Below are 15,806 nucleotides of genomic sequence, written 5' to 3'. Positions count from 1 at the left end.
AATATTGATTTCTAGTCCCTGAAATTAATAAATTTTAAAGTACTCAACTATTCCGTCTGCAATTGCCTGTGCTAATTTGTTTTGATAAGAATCAGTAAATAATTTTTGACGGTCGCTTGAGTTATTAATGAAACCCATTTCTACTAAAGTTGCAGGCATAGCAGATTCACGTATAACGGCTAATGTATTACCATCTATTCCACGATCAACAGCCCCTGTATAACTAACCATGTTATCTTGTATTAATGTAGTTAGTGTAACACTTCTTGCAATTCTTTCAGAATTATCATGCATATCTTGATTTATTTTTGAAGGGTAATCAGGGTCAAATTCATAGTAATAAGACTCAATACCAGTAACAGAAGTTGGTCCACCAGCTGTTGCATTTGTATGAATACTAACGAAAATATCTGCAGCTAAATCATTAGCCATTTGCGGACGATCCAGCAATCCTAAAGCGGTATCGTTATGACGAGACATATATACTTGATAGCCGCGGGTCGATAATATGGATTCGACCTTTTTCGCAACAGCTAAATTCAAGTCTGCTTCATGATAAGGGCCATAAACTGCCCCGGGATCATATCCACCATGACCAGGGTCTAAAAATACTTTAATTGACTGCCTAAGTTGCTTGAATGACTCTTTTTCACTAACTGGTGCACCTTTTCCCTTAGGAACTAACTTAATTTCTACGGCTTCTAATCGTTTTGCCAAACCTTCAGTGCCAGCTTTCATCCCATTTCTTGCCCAGCCTAGCCAGCCATAATCTTGTGAGTGAACACGGTAGTAAATATCAAAGTCATTTGCTAAATCACCCGTTAACTCCATTTTAATGGCTTCTACCCGTTTACTTTGTCCCAATGTACCGGAAACTTGCCCATTGGATACGGTTTCCATCCAGCCATAGTCTTGAACATGGGTTGAGTAGGTAATTCCTCCACGATATGGATTATTTTTTAAATTAATGACAATTGCTTCTAATCGTTTCGCTTTACCTTGAGTCCCACTCATCGCACCATCTGATACATAATCCAACCAACTATATGTTTCAACATGCGATGAATAAACAACTGATGGTCTTGTTAAAAACGGCGCAACTGATGTGCTAGGTGCCTCTCCATTCTTTTCAACTAGAACTATCTGAATGGCTTCCAAGCGTTTTGATAGCAAATTGGTGCCTGCAGCTTTACCATTTTTTGCCCAGCCTAACCAGCCAAACGTCTCAGAGTGAACGCGATAGTAAACATCATAGTAAATTGCAATTTCACCAGTCAACTCAATTTTTATAGCTTCTATTCGTTTGCTTTGTCCAATTGTTCCAGATACTCCACCATTTAGAACAGGACTTCCCCAGACATTATCTTGTATTTGAGTTGAATATTTAATATCACCGCTATAAGGTGAATTTTGCAAATTTATAGTGATTGCTTCTAAACGTTTTGCCTGCCCTTGTGTTCCACTTACTTTCCCATCTGTTACAGGATCCAACCAACCTTTATCTTGTACATGGGTCTTATATACGACTGAGGGGATTAATTTGACAGGTGCTTCTGGAGTATTAGAATCGATACCAGGTGGTAAGGAACCCTTTTCTACAATTATAATTTTAATAGCTTCCAAACGCTTTGCTTCACCACTAGTTCCTGCCATCTCACCGTTCTTCACCCATTTCATCCAGCCATATTTTTCTGCATGAACGCGATAATAAATATCATAATTTTTAGCCTTTGATCCAGTTAGTTCGATTTTTATAGCTTCTAATCGTTTGCTTTCTCCTGTAGTTCCGCTTTTTTCTCCATTAGAAACATACCCTAACCAACCATAGTCTTCTACATGCGTAGAGTATTTCACACCCAAATCTTGTACATTACCAACTGAAATTTTAATACTTTCTAATCGTTTTGCTTGTCCTTCTGTACCTGACATATTTCCATCAGAAACTTTGTTTTGCCAGCCGAAGTCTTGTACATGAGAGGTATAACTAATCGAAGGACTTTCAACTGCTAAAAGTGAAGGTGCAGGTTCAGGAACGATATTACTTTTCTGCAATGAAGTTTTGCTTTGTTCGATACTTGGACTTGGTAATTCTTCGTCTCCTGATTTAACAATATTATCTTGATTTCCTACTGATTGAATATTTTCGAAAGTGACAACTTTGGTCGAGTTTTCTTCAATATAGGCCAATTCTCCATCCCACTGAAAGTAAACTTTTCCATCCTGTATCGTATCGATTCTTACCTGAGTAGCAGGTTCGAATTCTCCTACTATTTTTTCATCTATGTTAAATATGTTTGTCTTTTCGATTGTTTCAACATATTCAGCATTAATGTCACCTGAATTAAACTCCTGTGAGAATGCTAGATTAGGAGAATAAAGAGATGACATTACAAGACAAAAAAGAATAAACACTATGTACTTTTTCATTAACACAACAATATTTCCCCTCCTTCTAAACTATTATATAGGTTTTTTGTATTATTTTGGGTATTAATCTAAAAAATTTGTTGAATTTTGTTTAAGAATTTTTAGAAATAAAAAAAACTGCCCTCAACTTTTGAGGACAGCTCTTTACAGATATTGTCTTATTTATATACTGGTATTTCTAAAGTAATGTTATATGGTTGTATTTTATAAACATCATACATCGCTGAAACTTGTTTATAAGCCCAGCCAATATCTGTTGCATATTGATGTCCAGCACTACCTAGAGTAGCCATTACTTCTGGATTCCAACGCATTTCATATATTGTATTTTGGACTACGCCATAGTAGTTATTACCACCCAAATAACCATTGTCAATAAAGAAAGCACCACCCACGATTGCATCGTAAGGGCTAAACCAACCTTTTTCAAAAGCTGTTTCAGCTCCACATTCATCTGGACAATGATCAAGTGCTCCAACACCGTACATGTTATAAACCTTCTTACCCTGATATTCTATTCCTTTTGCAAGAGTAGAAGTACCATGTCCTGTTTCTAACAAAGTATGTGCCATTAAATATACTTCATTAATTCCATATTTAATTCCCGCATCAATGAATGCCTGCCCCTGACCTTCTAAAATTCCTTTTCCGACAAGGTATTTATTTAACGTCTCTTTTGATACCCCGCTAGTTTTTGTAAGGCTCATAAATTGGAATCTTTGCTTTTCATCGTTAATAAACTTAGTTGGGTCCAAATAAGGCAGCACATCTGCGGATTTTGCGTTACGCCAACTACCCCAGCTTACTCTATACCAGCCACTCTTATCTTCTTCCAAAATAGTTAATAGAGTGCCTGCTTTTACTGAACTGTAAATATGACTAGTTGCACTCTTATCAGCTCTAATATTAAGTGGACCCTCTGTTACCTGACCCATTCTTAAATTAGCTGTGGCAAGACTACTATGCACGTACAAAATTTCCCCGTTGTATTCAATTTTATACCATTTTGTACTACCTGAAACCTGTTCACCCGTCACATTATTATCCAGTAGTTTGAAAATCGTCCCATTACCAACGTTTGCAGCGATTTTACTAACCGTATCTGGAGAGGTTCTAAGGTTTACACTGCTTCCACTTATCTTACCAGCATTGAATACATTGATGTATTGACTGCTAACATAAGCAGGAGCATCTCTATATTTATCAGTCTGTGGAGTAACCTTCATTTGCATATTTAGTGCATTATTTAACGTCATATTATAGTTATTCGTTACATAAGTTAAAGCTGGCTCAATAAACGGTTTATTAGTTGCACCTGGTGCTCCTCCACCTTTTGCCACTAGAACAATCTCAATGGCTTCCAAGCGCTTCGAGAGCCCTTTTGTACCAGCAGATGCCCCATTTTTAGCCCAGTCGAGCCAACCATAGGTTTCTGCATGGACACGGTAATAAATATCGTAATGTTGTGCCATTTCGCCAGTCAATTGCATTTCGATCGCTTCTAAACGTTTACTTTTACCAGATGTTCCAGATAATGCTCCATTCGTTACATTCGTTAACCAGCCATAGTCTTGAACATGGGTCCTATAAGAAATACCTCCAATATATGGAGTATTCTTTAATGAAATCTTTATGGCCTCCATTCGTTTTGCCTGGCCTTGTGTTCCTGACATTTCTCCATCAGATACATTCGCTAACCAACCGTAATCTTGAACATGGGTAGTATAAACAACAGATGGATCCATAATAAATGGATTTTTGGTAGAACCTGGTGCTGCTCCACCTTTCGCTACTAGGACAACCTCAATGGCTTCCAAGCGCTTCGATAGTCCTTGTGTACCAGCAGATGCCCCATTTTTAGCCCAATCAAGCCAACCATAAGTTTCTGCATGGACACGGTAATAAATATCGTAATGCTGCGCCATTTCGCCAGTCAAATTAATTTGAATCGCTTCTAGACGTTTAGCTTCACCTGATGTTCCAGATATGGCTCCATTTGATGCATTTCTTAACCAGCCATAATCTTGAACATGGGTATTATAAGTAATACTTCCAAAGTAAGGAGAATTTTTCAATGAAATCTTAATGGCTTCCATTCGTTTTGCTTGTCCTTGTGTTCCGGACATTTTTCCATTAGATACACCCGCTAACCACCCATAATCTTGAACATGAGTAGAATAAACGACAGATGGATCAATAATTAATGGTCTATTTGTCGCACCTGGTGCAGCTCCACCTTTTGCCACTAAGACAATCTCAATGGCTTCCAAGCGTTTCGTTAATCCTTGTGTACCAGCAGATGCCCCGTTTTTAGCCCAATCGAGCCAACCATAGGTTTCTGCATGGACACGGTAATAAATATCGTAATGCTTTGCCATTTCACCGGTCAAATTAATTTGGATCGCTTCTAAACGTTTAGCTTCACCAGTTGTTCCAGATAATGCTCCGTCGGATACATTATTTAACCAGCCATAATCTTGAACATGTGTCTTGTAAGTGATACCTCCGGAATAGGGTGCATTACCTAATGATATCTTTATACCTTCCAATCGCAATGACTTGCCTGCTGTACCTGACATTTTTCCATCAGACACATTTCCTAACCAACCGATATTTTCAACATGAGTTGAGTATTTAACTGAGGGATTTTGTATCGACTGAGTTGAAAAAGTTTGTATTGACTCTGAAGTACCTTCTTTTATTACTGGGTTGGTTTCTTCCTCAGTAATTGTTAAGTTGTCTTTGGAAGAAACTTCCTCAGTTGGACTGCCACTTTCTCCAATTGATTCTTCTTTTTCTATTAAAGTACCATCTTTGCTTTCAGATACGACTGTACTTTGTTCATTAACTATTCCAGGTTTTACTTCTTCAACAATAAATGAATTCGCATTATTATTGGCAAAAGCAATTGATCCATCTGAAAGAATAGTAGAACCCACAAACAGCATACCTGTTAGAACCAACTTTCCTCGCATGTATCATACTCCTATAAAAAATATTTTATACATAAAAATATGAATAATAACTTAAATCGACAAGCTTCATATTTTCATACATACTATTAGTCTAGCATAATAAATAGCGCAAGAAACTATAATACTCTCTTTCTAGGTAGAATAATATCATACCTAGTCATTTTTTGTAATAAATTATCAATATTTGTAATTAGTATTTTTCACCATCAATATAGTAGAAATTAATTGATATTTTCAGTCATTTCTCCAGAATAAAAAATAACCCTCCTGATTAGACCGGAGAGTTATTTTTTATCGTTTATAAAGTTTCAAGTTTTTTCGCCATAAACTTTATTAAATCTTCCCTCAATTCTTCCTTTTGAAGAGCAAATTCAATTGTGGTTTCAATAAAGCCCAGCTTTTCTCCTACATCATATCTTTCACCTTCAAATTCATAGGCAAAAACACGTTGAATATGATTTAGATTTTGGATAGCATCTGTCAGCTGAATTTCGCCCCCGGCCCCGATTTCCTGTTTTTCTAAGAACATAAAAATTTCAGGGGTAAAAATATACCTTCCAATAATCGCTAAATTCGATGGCGCAGTTCCTAATTTTGGCTTTTCTACAAAATTTTGAACTTGGAAGGAACGTCCATCTTGATGGATAGGGTCAATAATCCCATAACGGTTTGTTTCATTTTCCGGTACCTTTTTTACCCCGATAACAGAAGAATGTGTTCGATCGTGCTCATTTATTAGTTGTTTCAAACATGGGGTATCTGCTTGAACAATATCATCTCCTAGTAAAACAGCAAATGGTTCATTGCCAATAAAATTACGAGCACACCATACCGCATGTCCGAGCCCTTTAGGTTCCTTTTGTCTAATATAGTGTATATCCACCATCCTTGATGGTTCTTGTACTTTTTCTAAAAGTTCGAGCTTTCCTTTGCTAAGCAAAGTTTGTTCAAGTTCAAAGGCATAATCAAAATGATCTTCAATGGATCTTTTCCCTTTTCCTGTTACGATTATGATATCTTCAATTCCAGATTCAATTGCTTCCTCTACTATGTATTGGATCGTTGGCTTATCTACAATGGGCAACATTTCTTTTGGCATTGCTTTTGTAGCTGGTAAGAAACGTGTTCCAAGACCTGCAGCTGGGATAATAGCCTTTCTCACCTTTTGCATGGTTATCTTTCCCCTTCCTTTCCTCATTTTAATATAAAGCGCCTATTACCATTATTCCCGAATACAATTGGTTTTCTTTCTTTTTTTAGAAATCTCCAAAGTCTACCGGCTTTTCATTCGTCAGATTAAAATGATAGAGTATTGCCTTCACAATTCTTTCGGAAGCCTGTCCATCACCATATGGATTAGACGCTTTGCTCATTATGTCGTGCGCTTCTTTATCGGACAGCAGTTCATCCGCAAGCTGGTAAATGGTCTCTTCATCTGTACCAGCAAGCTTTAGTGTACCTGCCGTAACTCCTTCCGGCCGCTCCGTTGTATCTCTTAAAACAAGCACCGGAACTCCTAAGGAAGGTGCTTCTTCTTGGACACCGCCAGAATCGGTTAGAATCAAATAGGCCCTGGAAGCAAAATTATGAAAATCGATGACATCTAATGGCTCAATTAGGTGGATACGATTATTTTCACCCAGCACTCTATTCGCGATTTCTCGTACAACGGGGTTCATATGAACTGGATATACCACCTGAATATCTTCGTGCTTTTCAACCAATCTTCTGATGGCATTAAACATATTTTCCATTGGTTTCCCTAGATTTTCTCTACGATGTGCGGTCATCAATACTAACCGATCACTGCCAAGATTATCTAATACGGGATGGGAATAATGGTCTTTTACAGTAGTTTTTAACGCATCAATGGCAGTATTTCCTGTAACAAAAATTGAGTCTTCCCGCTTATTTTCAACCAATAGGTTTTCTTTCGATTGAGTTGTTGGTGAAAAATGCAAATCGGCTAATACTCCTGTAAGCTGACGGTTCATTTCTTCAGGGTAAGGAGAGTATTTATTCCTTGTCCGCAGGCCAGCCTCGACATGCCCAATTGGAATAGAGTTATAAAAGGCAGCCAAACTTGCGACAAACGTAGTTGAGGTATCACCATGGACCAACACGATATCAGGTTTAACCTCTTGAAATACTTTGTTCAATCCTTCTAAGCATCGGGTCGTTACATCAATTAAGGATTGGCGGTCTTTCATGATATTTAAGTCATAATCTGGTTTAATATCAAAAATGTTTAAGACTTGATCAAGCATTTCTCTATGTTGCGCCGTAACGGTTACAATTGAATCGATTTTTTCATTATAGTTCGCTAATTCTTTTACAAGGGGAGCCATTTTAATCGCTTCTGGTCTCGTCCCAAAAACAGTCATCACTTTTAACTGATTCTTCATAAAAACCTCCACATGGATGATCATTACTTTGACAAAATGTTACAACCATCTAAATAATAACAAAATAGATGACTAAAAGCACTATAACTGACTACTTCATCAAAACTGGCGTCTTCAATGATTTTTTCGTTTCTGCCATTTCACCTAATACTGCGAAGTAGAACTAAGGAATTCTCTTCCAAATTATATTTACATTCAAATTTTTGAGATTTATACTAAATTTATGGAAGAATTTGAAAATATTAGAATAGGGGTTAAAAGGTGAAACGGATCATTTCTATTATTCTATTGATAGTGATTGTATTTGTATTAACAGAAACAAACCCTGAACGTTCAACTTACTTAGAGTGGATTACTCATGAAGCAATGGATCAATCTTCTACTATTGTAGAGAAGGGTATTCTTTCATTCGCAGGGGAAAAGGTTTTTGATATGGGAACAACACATTCAGATTACTTCATTTTATCAGTCTATAAAACAGATTTTACCGAAATTGGCTTAGGTCAGATAACGTGTATCGGAATCTTTAATAAATTTATACCCATTTCTAAAAAAGAAATGTAATTTACTATATTAATAGTAGAAACTGAAAAAGGAGACGGGGAAAGTGAGCTTCTATGAGAAAAAAAACTCAGAGTATAACATTGAATCATTTAAAGACGTGCTCGAATCTAACAAAATGTCCCTTACAGATATTGAGCTTGCTTTGATTCTAAACACCCTTGAATATTACCACAGCCATCCAACTTTCCTTAAATTTTGGGGAATGATTGAGAATCATCCTGTTATCCACAAGTCAGTAATACTGTTTATAAATCAAAACCGTGATTACACCGATCTTTTGAAGGGTTACCTTGATGAGAAGATCAACCTTACTAGTGTCGAAGAGATTTTAAACAAAATTACGAACCTACTTGAAACATACCCCTATTTTCTTAAGAATGTGTACTTTCAAATACTTGCGATCCAAAAAACGGCTAATGCTGTCGGCGATTCTCCTGATATTTTTATAGCAGCCAGCAGGGTGAAGGCCTTTACGTTGAACAATCCTGAAGTTGATTTCACTAAAATAAAAGATAAAATGATGGTTTATTCAGAAATTGCCTTACTGGACAAACTTGATTTACAGAAAATTACGCTCAAGGAAATTGCTGCTTTTAGAGAGGTAACATCCGGGAAGCTTAACGAGCATGAGCTTAAGGATAAACGCATCCTCCATAAATACAAAAGCATGATGGTACTACAGCATCTATTTCACACACCAGGAATTTCCGCGGCTTTGCTGCTTCAGGAGGTAACCCCTTCTCTTCGGGAGGAGTTGCAAGCAGTAATAAGAAATGTGCTGCGGTGCAATCTTTCTACTGAATACTTCCAGCATATACTCGCTGCGTTTGCTAATGAGGAAGGAAGTTATCAGTACCCGCAATTATTTGCGTATTTGAGTAAAAATGCAGATGAGGAACAACTGATATCGTTTATTAAGTGGACAGCCAAAAGCCTTCAATTGGATCATCACTACTATCGAGCTTTGAAGGTTTACTTAAAATCTCACCCAAGATCGATTTGGAAGAATAAAGGTGCTAGGGAAGAACTTCAACAGATTTCAACTGGCAGCTTTAGAAAGTTGATAACCGAAGTACAGAATGAAACCGCAAATCCAGCCATTAAGTTTTTTAAGAAGCGTGGTATTCATTTATCGTTTGTCCTCTGCTTTACCCTTGTTGCTGGAAGTGGTCTGTACCTTGTGTATGACCTGCTTACAGATAATAAGGAAAAGGCAGCTGCCTCTAACACAGGTACCGCTGGAGTAAATGAGCAAAAGAAGTCATCATTACCAGAACCGCCATTAGAGCCTTTTATACGATGGGATAGTGAGAGCCCCTTTGTATTTACTGCAGATGGACAACAACAGCAATTAACGTTTGGGCAAGGAAATCCAAACGGAGGTAAAAGCCTAGTATTAAAGGATAGCCAAACTGTTGAAACCAGCTTTGATCTGATAATTGAATCTGAGGTTTCACCATTTGATGAAAACGGGTCCTTAAAAGAAGGCTATTCCCTTTATCATGCAGCATACGATTTTGATAATAGTGGCAACCCTGAAATTGTCATTATGGCACTCAGCCAAACATTTGAATCGTTTGTATGGGTGTACAGTCCAATTTCTGAAAATGGTAACATAAGTCTCCGAACAGACATAACAGTAAAAGGGATGTCTACTCCTAAGTTAATAGAAAATATACTAGAACTTATCGGCGACCAAGGTCAATCAGAAAAGTACGCATACATAAACCAACAATTTGTAAAACAATAGATGGGATGCCAATGAATGGGTGCCTGTCACCGTCCGTGTCCACTGTCCACGGACGGTGACAGGCACCATTTATTCATTTATTCCTATTTATGCACTCTTTTATGCATTTTTTCCGGTCTGCTGTTTGCTATCGTTGTTTTGGACGATTTGTTTTAGTTCTCCGTCATCACCTTTGGCATTGATGATTTCGAAGATTTGGTTGAGGCCTTCGCTGGTTTTGCCTTTTTCTTTATTCATGGTGTCCTCCAAATAATAGGTTGTTTTTAATATGCCCAATTATTTCAAGGTATGAACGATCTCAAGCGCTTTTTCTAAGGAAACGTTTTTTAATATGCTTTGGTCCTCTCTTATCGCTGTGCCAAAGTGGTAACAATTGGTCCCCACCTGCTCATGAACCTCTCGGATATTCTCCTTTGAAAGCCCGCTTCCTATTAGAATATCCGTGTTTCTGCAAACCGCTTTCATGTTTAACAAGGTTTCGATTCGTGAATTCCACTCACCATAACCACCTGAAGTTAAGATGGTAGTGATTTCATTATAGCGATCCAATTTTTCAGCGTTTTCCACTATGTTACTGGAACTGTCGATGGCTCTATGAAAGGTTACCTCCATTGTTCCTGCTTCCGTTAATAACTCTTCTAGCTGGCGGAAGTCAACATTCCCTTCCTTATCCAACATACCGAAGACAACACCATTTGCCCCTAATGATTGAATCATACGGATATCATTTTTCATAATTGCAATGTCATCTTCTGAGTAACAAAACGATTGTCCATGTGGTCTCACCATAACGTTTACTGGAATTCTGACACTTTTGACCACCTTGTCGATTAACCCGTAGCTTGGGGTTAGACCTCCCTCCGTTAATCCCGAAACCAATTCAATACGGTCTGCCCCGGATTTCTCAATGAATTTTGCATCCTCCACTGTTACTGCTATGTATTCAATCATCATGTTTAATCCCTCCTGTTTCATTATCCATTTTAGCAAAAAGTTTCTTTAACAGCTTAATTAACATAAATAACTTATCGGTACTTTTAATTGCTCAACATTTCACAATTTGTTCACTATATTCAGAAAAATCAGTGATTGGAATCACTAGGATAATTTTTACAAAATTTACAATGAAAGTGTAAACAAATTATATAAAAGGGGTAGGATCTAAATGAGAAAAATCGTAAAATTTGCAGCGATTATGTTCAGTTCTGTTTTATTTTTAGGTGCTTGTAATGCAGGAAAAGATCCATTGGAACATCAAGTTGCGAATGCGAAAACGAATACCTCCTCACAAGTTATTGAACCTCATAAAAATCTCAACCAAACACCCATTCCACTCAGCATAGAACGTGTTGGTGAACACGAAGTTAATGTTGAAATGACCGCACAGATTACCGACATCGAAATTACCAAGGATTTTATATATAAAGCATGGACATTTAATGGCGAAGCCCCTGGACCAGTAATTGTGGTAAATGAAGGAGATACCATTAACTTTACCTTAAAAAATATGGATCCGGCCATCCCGCATAGTATGGACTTTCATGCAGTTCACGCCTCTCCTTCAAAGGATTTTATTGATGTAATGCCAAATGAATCTGGCAGCTTTACCTACCCAGCTAATAATCCCGGAGTTTTCATGTATCATTGTGGAACGAAGCCTGTTTTATCTCATATCGCAAACGGAATGCATGGTACCATTATTGTTAAGCCTAAAAATGGCTACCCAACTGATAGTGAAATTGACCGCGAATTTGTGATTGTACAAAATGAATGGTATAAGTACAATGACCTTGAGGATTTTACCAATGGTGTCCCTAGTAATGTTGTATTTTCAGCTAAAGCTTTAACAGAGGGCGATTTGAATACAAACGGTACAGTTGGTGCGTTGGTCGACACTCCACTCCTAGCCAAGGTTGGCGACAAAATTAGGATTTACGTTAACAATGTGGGGCCAAATGAAGTTAGCAGCTTCCACGTTGTCGGCACCGTCTTTGACAACGTTTATATCGATGGGAATCCATTTAATCTCATGAAAGGCTTGCAGACGGTAATGCTTCCGGCCAGTGGAGGTGCTGTTGTTGAATTCACTGTTACCAAAGAAGGCAGTTATCCCATTGTTACCCACCAATTCAACCACGCAACCAAAGGGGCGGTTGGAATTATCAAAGTTACAAAAGACGGCCTTGATGATGGCAGTCAGGGTATGTCACACTAACAAAGAAAAGCGTAAGCGCGCTGGAGCTAGAAAGACGGACAGAAAGCATCGGTGCAGGACATTTCCGGTGCTTCTCACTTTTTATAAAATGCTGGAATTCTAATCAAATAGTAGTTATCAACAGCTTCAGGGAAATTACCCACAGATAAAACACTTTTGTTATAGTTATTAAGAGGTTATCCACGTCAGATTAAAAAATATCCCCAAACCGACAATAGTTATACACAGTAGTTATCCAGTTACCCACAGTTATCCACTGCATTATCCACAACTAATTCTTGAAAACAGAAAGATAGCCCAGGGAATTCCCCGGGCTACACGTTTATATTCTTGCACCAAGTTCAATGGCTTTACTATTATGGTATAAGGATTTCACTTTTAGTTCGCATTTAAGCTCATCAATTAAACAATCATTTTTTAGCATTTCAATGTGATGATATTGAAAAAGATGATAGTAATATTTACCCCTTAAAAATACATTTTTTAACAGCACAAAGAAAACCTCCTCAATTGATTTACATAAATCGCAGAGGATCGTGTTCGGTAACTGGCTGGCATCGTCCTAAAACATTAGCCCCTATAGTTTTGCGTCACCATTTTTCAATAGTTTTGCCGTTTCGTACGATTTATGTTGTTAATAAGAACTATATTATACAAGCTCAATATAATAAAGAGACCTTCGCACTACTTTGTGTGCGTTTTCTATTTTTTTGGTATGCTGCTCTGCCTAATTTTTATAAATACGTTAGAAACTAAATCTAAAAGCCCAAAATAACAATTCCACGTTAAAATCTTCTTTATTTAACTACAATCTTTACGATAAGAGCCTACTTTAATTACCCTTTATTTCTAATAGTTTTACTCTCAAATCGTTTTCCATATTAGCTAGCTCTTGTTCAGCTAGACGGCGTTTGTGACGCCCTTCTTCTTGAATGCGCATGGTTTCTTCAAGCGTAGTGATTAAGTTTTCCTGAGTCTTCTTAAGTGTTTCAATATCAACGAGACCGCGTTCATTTTCTTTTGCCGTCTCAATCGTGTTCGTCTTCAGCATTTCAGCGTTTTTTAATAATAACTCATTTGTAGTCTGCGATACTTTTTTCTGAGCTTCGACTGCATGACGCTGACGAATAAGAGTAAGTGCAATGGCAACTTGATTTTTCCAAAGCGGAATCGCTGTCATAATGGAAGATTGTATTTTTTCCACAAGCGCCTGGTTCGTGTTTTGTATTAAGCGGATTTGTGGAGCACTCTGAATGGTGATTTCACGGCTCAATTTTAAATCGTATAAGCGTTTATCCAAACGGTCTGCAAACTGAATCATATCGTTAACTTCTTGGAACTTCATTTGATCACTTGTTGCCTCTGCGGCCCGTTTCATTTCAGGAATGGTTTTTTGATGGAGCTCTTCCAGCTTAATTTCGCCCGCTGCAATATAGACATTTAAGGCATGGAAATATTCTTTATTTGTTTCATATAGCTGTTCCAATAATTTAATGTCTGATAACAGCACGTTCTTGCTGCGATCAAGTTTCACACTAATACGGTCAATCTGTGCACCGGTCTTTTGATATTTTGACAGCACTTCTTGCATGGAGTTAGAAATTTTTCCAAACAAACGCCCGAAAAAGGATGGCTTTCCATCCTTTAACTCATCTGGATTAACCTCATCCAATCTCTTCATTAGATCGCTGATGATTTCGCCTACCTCACCAATATCCTTTTTCTGCACATGCTCGAGCATGGTGTGCGAAAAGCTTAATAGCTTACCTTGTGCCTGGGAACCGTAGGTAATCATTGCCTGATGGTTTCTCGGGTCAATTTGTTCAGCGAGCTGATAGGCTTTTGCCCGATTTTCCTCAGGGATCACATCAATAAGTTTTGTTGGCTTTGCTTCCTGAAGCTGGGAGACCTGCTGTGCTTCTTGTTGTGGGACAAGCTCGGTGTCACCGAACGGGTTGGCTAGAATATCATCTAATAAATTTCCATTTTTATTGAACTGAGGTGAGTTATTTCCGCTCATTTTAACCTCCTGCTTTCATCTATAGTTTTAGTATCGTTTATTTTTTTGATGGAATGTTTCGCCACATCAATTTCAAAATTCAGGGAATCCACATCGTCTGAAATGACATGATAGAGATCCTCTTCTAGTGCCTTAGTTAGGTCTGTTAAGGTTTGACGCGTCTCATATAAGGAAACATCAATCTCATGGCTTTTCTTCGGCTGTTGGGATAAGAAACGATATTTCTCTGTTAGCTCAACGACTGAATCTAAATGAGAAAAGTAAAATTTCTCGGCTTTATAAAATCGCCTTGGCTCTGACTTTGTCATATTTTGTATTTTCCTCGTAATACGGAGTACGTCCAGTCTCTGTTTTACTGTTGAAAGATCACGAATTGTAAATAACGATTTGTTTAGACGATTAATTTTTTGTTTGGCTTCATCCAAATTCTTCTTTATATAACGATATTCTTTTCTAGTGAGCTGATGTTTTTTCAAAAAGCGGGACGTCATAACGGCGGAGGTAATATTGTAGACGATGACCCCGCCTCCTAATGCGATCGCTGATGAAAGCAAAAATGTCTGATTGAAAGCAAAATAGCTGGTAAACCATGCAATGGCTGCGGTTGGAACAGTGACTACACTCTGAACAAGAAACGATAAAAATCGGTTCATCATAATCGACTCCTGACTAATAAATCCTTTATTTACATACGAATGAACAACGGAAATGTTTCAATAAATACTAAATGCTAGAAAAGTAACAAACCTTCCATTACTTCAACAATACACCATAAAACTCCTGCTTTCCATAGACCACAAACGTAAAAAAGACTAAGACCTAAGACGTATTTTGATGTTTTTTTGTGATGGCGGTGACATGGGTGACAGGCACCGCTCGTGGACACTGTCCACCTCAGACGGACAGTGTTCTTTCGTTTCAGCTGTTATGTATAAGCTGGGCCTTAGTCCAAGAGGAATACCCAGTTATACATAGGATATTAAGGTATCACAATAAAAATTTATAGATAGAGGAGCGAGATAATCAAATGTATCAACCATTTGAAATGCCTGTTAACTTTCGATTTGGACATCATGGCGGTGGACACCATGGCGATGGACATCATGGCGGTGGACACCATGGTGGTGGACATCATGGCGGCGGACATCATGGCGGTGGACATCATGGCGGCGGACATCATGGTGGATTTAATTTAGGTAATGTTGGTGCTGGACTGCTCGGACTTGGATTAGGTTATTTAGGATCAAGTCTAGGTGGATATGGCGGGTATGGTGGATATGGAAACCCAGGTGGTTATCCTGGAGGATATGGGCCAGGGTATGGCATGTATGGTTCAGGGTATGGCCCTGGCATGAGTGGTTACGGAGGCGGGTATGGCGGCGGATTCTACTAATATAGATAAGCAAAGCGTGATGGGCTTGATAATATTCAAGAACCCTCACGCTTTTTT

Annotated in this window: 12 protein-coding genes and 1 riboswitch; of the genes, 4 read left to right on the top strand and 8 right to left on the bottom strand. The window is 38.0% G+C overall.

Going from position 1 to position 15,806, the window contains the following annotated elements:
• Positions 1-24: 24 nt before the first annotated feature.
• From V7108_RS16160 to wecB, 4 genes are all read right to left on the bottom strand, one after another.
• Positions 25-2,427: an N-acetylmuramoyl-L-alanine amidase gene (locus V7108_RS16160; RefSeq protein ID WP_335568889.1), complete on the bottom strand. Its 2,403-nt coding sequence runs from the start codon at positions 2,425-2,427 to the stop codon at positions 25-27.
• Between the two features lie 158 nt (positions 2,428-2,585).
• Positions 2,586-5,402 (bottom strand): SH3 domain-containing protein, encoded by a 2,817-nt coding sequence (locus V7108_RS16155; protein ID WP_335568846.1) that lies wholly within the window; start codon positions 5,400-5,402, stop codon positions 2,586-2,588.
• Positions 5,403-5,700: 298 nt separating this feature from the next.
• The gene (galU, locus tag V7108_RS16150) at positions 5,701-6,573 is read right to left on the bottom strand and encodes a UTP--glucose-1-phosphate uridylyltransferase GalU (RefSeq protein WP_335515996.1); all 873 of its coding nucleotides are present in this window, start codon (positions 6,571-6,573) and stop codon (positions 5,701-5,703) included.
• An 85-nt stretch (positions 6,574-6,658) separates the two neighbouring features.
• The gene (wecB, locus tag V7108_RS16145; RefSeq protein ID WP_335568845.1) at positions 6,659-7,807 is read right to left on the bottom strand and encodes a non-hydrolyzing UDP-N-acetylglucosamine 2-epimerase; all 1,149 of its coding nucleotides are present in this window, start codon (positions 7,805-7,807) and stop codon (positions 6,659-6,661) included.
• Positions 7,808-8,068: 261 nt separating this feature from the next.
• Here wecB and V7108_RS16140 point away from each other — a divergent pair, with 261 nt between their 5' ends.
• The gene (locus tag V7108_RS16140; RefSeq protein ID WP_335515990.1) at positions 8,069-8,371 is read left to right on the top strand and encodes a hypothetical protein; all 303 of its coding nucleotides are present in this window, start codon (positions 8,069-8,071) and stop codon (positions 8,369-8,371) included.
• A gap of 43 nt (positions 8,372-8,414) precedes the next feature.
• On the top strand, positions 8,415-10,121 hold the full coding sequence (locus V7108_RS16135) for a hypothetical protein (protein ID WP_335568844.1): 1,707 nt from the start codon (positions 8,415-8,417) through the stop codon (positions 10,119-10,121).
• A 99-nt stretch (positions 10,122-10,220) separates the two neighbouring features.
• Here the strand turns inward: V7108_RS16135 and V7108_RS16130 are convergent, their stop codons facing one another.
• Together V7108_RS16130 and V7108_RS16125 are read right to left on the bottom strand one after the other, a co-directional pair.
• A complete protein-coding gene (locus V7108_RS16130) occupies positions 10,221-10,358 on the bottom strand; it encodes a hypothetical protein (protein WP_335568843.1) in 138 nt (45 codons plus the stop codon).
• Between the two features lie 39 nt (positions 10,359-10,397).
• On the bottom strand, positions 10,398-11,075 hold the full coding sequence (locus tag V7108_RS16125; protein ID WP_335568842.1) for a copper homeostasis protein CutC: 678 nt from the start codon (positions 11,073-11,075) through the stop codon (positions 10,398-10,400).
• Positions 11,076-11,286: 211 nt separating this feature from the next.
• Between V7108_RS16125 and V7108_RS16120 the strand changes: the two genes are divergently transcribed.
• The gene (locus V7108_RS16120; RefSeq protein WP_335568841.1) at positions 11,287-12,336 is read left to right on the top strand and encodes a multicopper oxidase domain-containing protein; all 1,050 of its coding nucleotides are present in this window, start codon (positions 11,287-11,289) and stop codon (positions 12,334-12,336) included.
• 539 nt (positions 12,337-12,875) lie between these two features.
• Positions 12,876-12,960: riboswitch (cyclic di-GMP riboswitch) on the bottom strand.
• Positions 12,961-13,168: 208 nt separating this feature from the next.
• Here V7108_RS16120 and V7108_RS16115 read toward each other — a convergent pair.
• The gene (locus V7108_RS16115; protein ID WP_335509299.1) at positions 13,169-14,356 is read right to left on the bottom strand and encodes a toxic anion resistance protein; all 1,188 of its coding nucleotides are present in this window, start codon (positions 14,354-14,356) and stop codon (positions 13,169-13,171) included.
• A complete protein-coding gene (locus tag V7108_RS16110; RefSeq protein WP_335509301.1) occupies positions 14,353-15,009 on the bottom strand; it encodes a 5-bromo-4-chloroindolyl phosphate hydrolysis family protein in 657 nt (218 codons plus the stop codon). The genes V7108_RS16115 and V7108_RS16110 overlap by 4 nt, the downstream gene beginning before the upstream one ends.
• A gap of 374 nt (positions 15,010-15,383) precedes the next feature.
• On the opposite strand from V7108_RS16110, the gene V7108_RS16105 reads away from it, so the two are divergent.
• Positions 15,384-15,749, top strand: coding sequence for a hypothetical protein (locus tag V7108_RS16105; RefSeq protein ID WP_335568840.1), 366 nt, complete (start codon positions 15,384-15,386; stop codon positions 15,747-15,749).
• Positions 15,750-15,806 lie beyond the last annotated feature (57 nt).

This window comes from Neobacillus vireti (assembly GCF_036962345.1).
GTDB classification, from domain to species: Bacteria; Bacillota; Bacilli; order Bacillales; family Cytobacillaceae; genus Neobacillus; species Neobacillus vireti_A.
The sequence above is the reverse complement of the archived record's forward strand: the minus strand, read 5'-3'. Positions and strand labels throughout refer to the sequence as shown.

Bases quoted from the DNA above. Each gene is read 5' to 3' on its own strand.
- V7108_RS16160 (WP_335568889.1), bottom strand. From the start codon at position 2,427: ATGAAAAAGTACATAGTGTTTATTCTTTTTTGTCTTGTAATGTCATCT.
- V7108_RS16155 (WP_335568846.1), bottom strand. From the start codon at position 5,402: ATGCGAGGAAAGTTGGTTCTAACAGGTATGCTGTTTGTGGGTTCTACT.
- galU (WP_335515996.1), bottom strand. From the start codon at position 6,573: ATGCAAAAGGTGAGAAAGGCTATTATCCCAGCTGCAGGTCTTGGAACA.
- wecB (WP_335568845.1), bottom strand. From the start codon at position 7,807: ATGAAGAATCAGTTAAAAGTGATGACTGTTTTTGGGACGAGACCAGAA.
- V7108_RS16130 (WP_335568843.1), bottom strand. From the start codon at position 10,358: ATGAATAAAGAAAAAGGCAAAACCAGCGAAGGCCTCAACCAAATCTTC.
- V7108_RS16125 (WP_335568842.1), bottom strand. From the start codon at position 11,075: ATGATGATTGAATACATAGCAGTAACAGTGGAGGATGCAAAATTCATT.
- V7108_RS16120 (WP_335568841.1), top strand. From the start codon at position 11,287: ATGAGAAAAATCGTAAAATTTGCAGCGATTATGTTCAGTTCTGTTTTA.
- V7108_RS16115 (WP_335509299.1), bottom strand. From the start codon at position 14,356: ATGAGCGGAAATAACTCACCTCAGTTCAATAAAAATGGAAATTTATTA.
- V7108_RS16110 (WP_335509301.1), bottom strand. From the start codon at position 15,009: ATGAACCGATTTTTATCGTTTCTTGTTCAGAGTGTAGTCACTGTTCCA.
- V7108_RS16105 (WP_335568840.1), top strand. From the start codon at position 15,384: ATGTATCAACCATTTGAAATGCCTGTTAACTTTCGATTTGGACATCAT.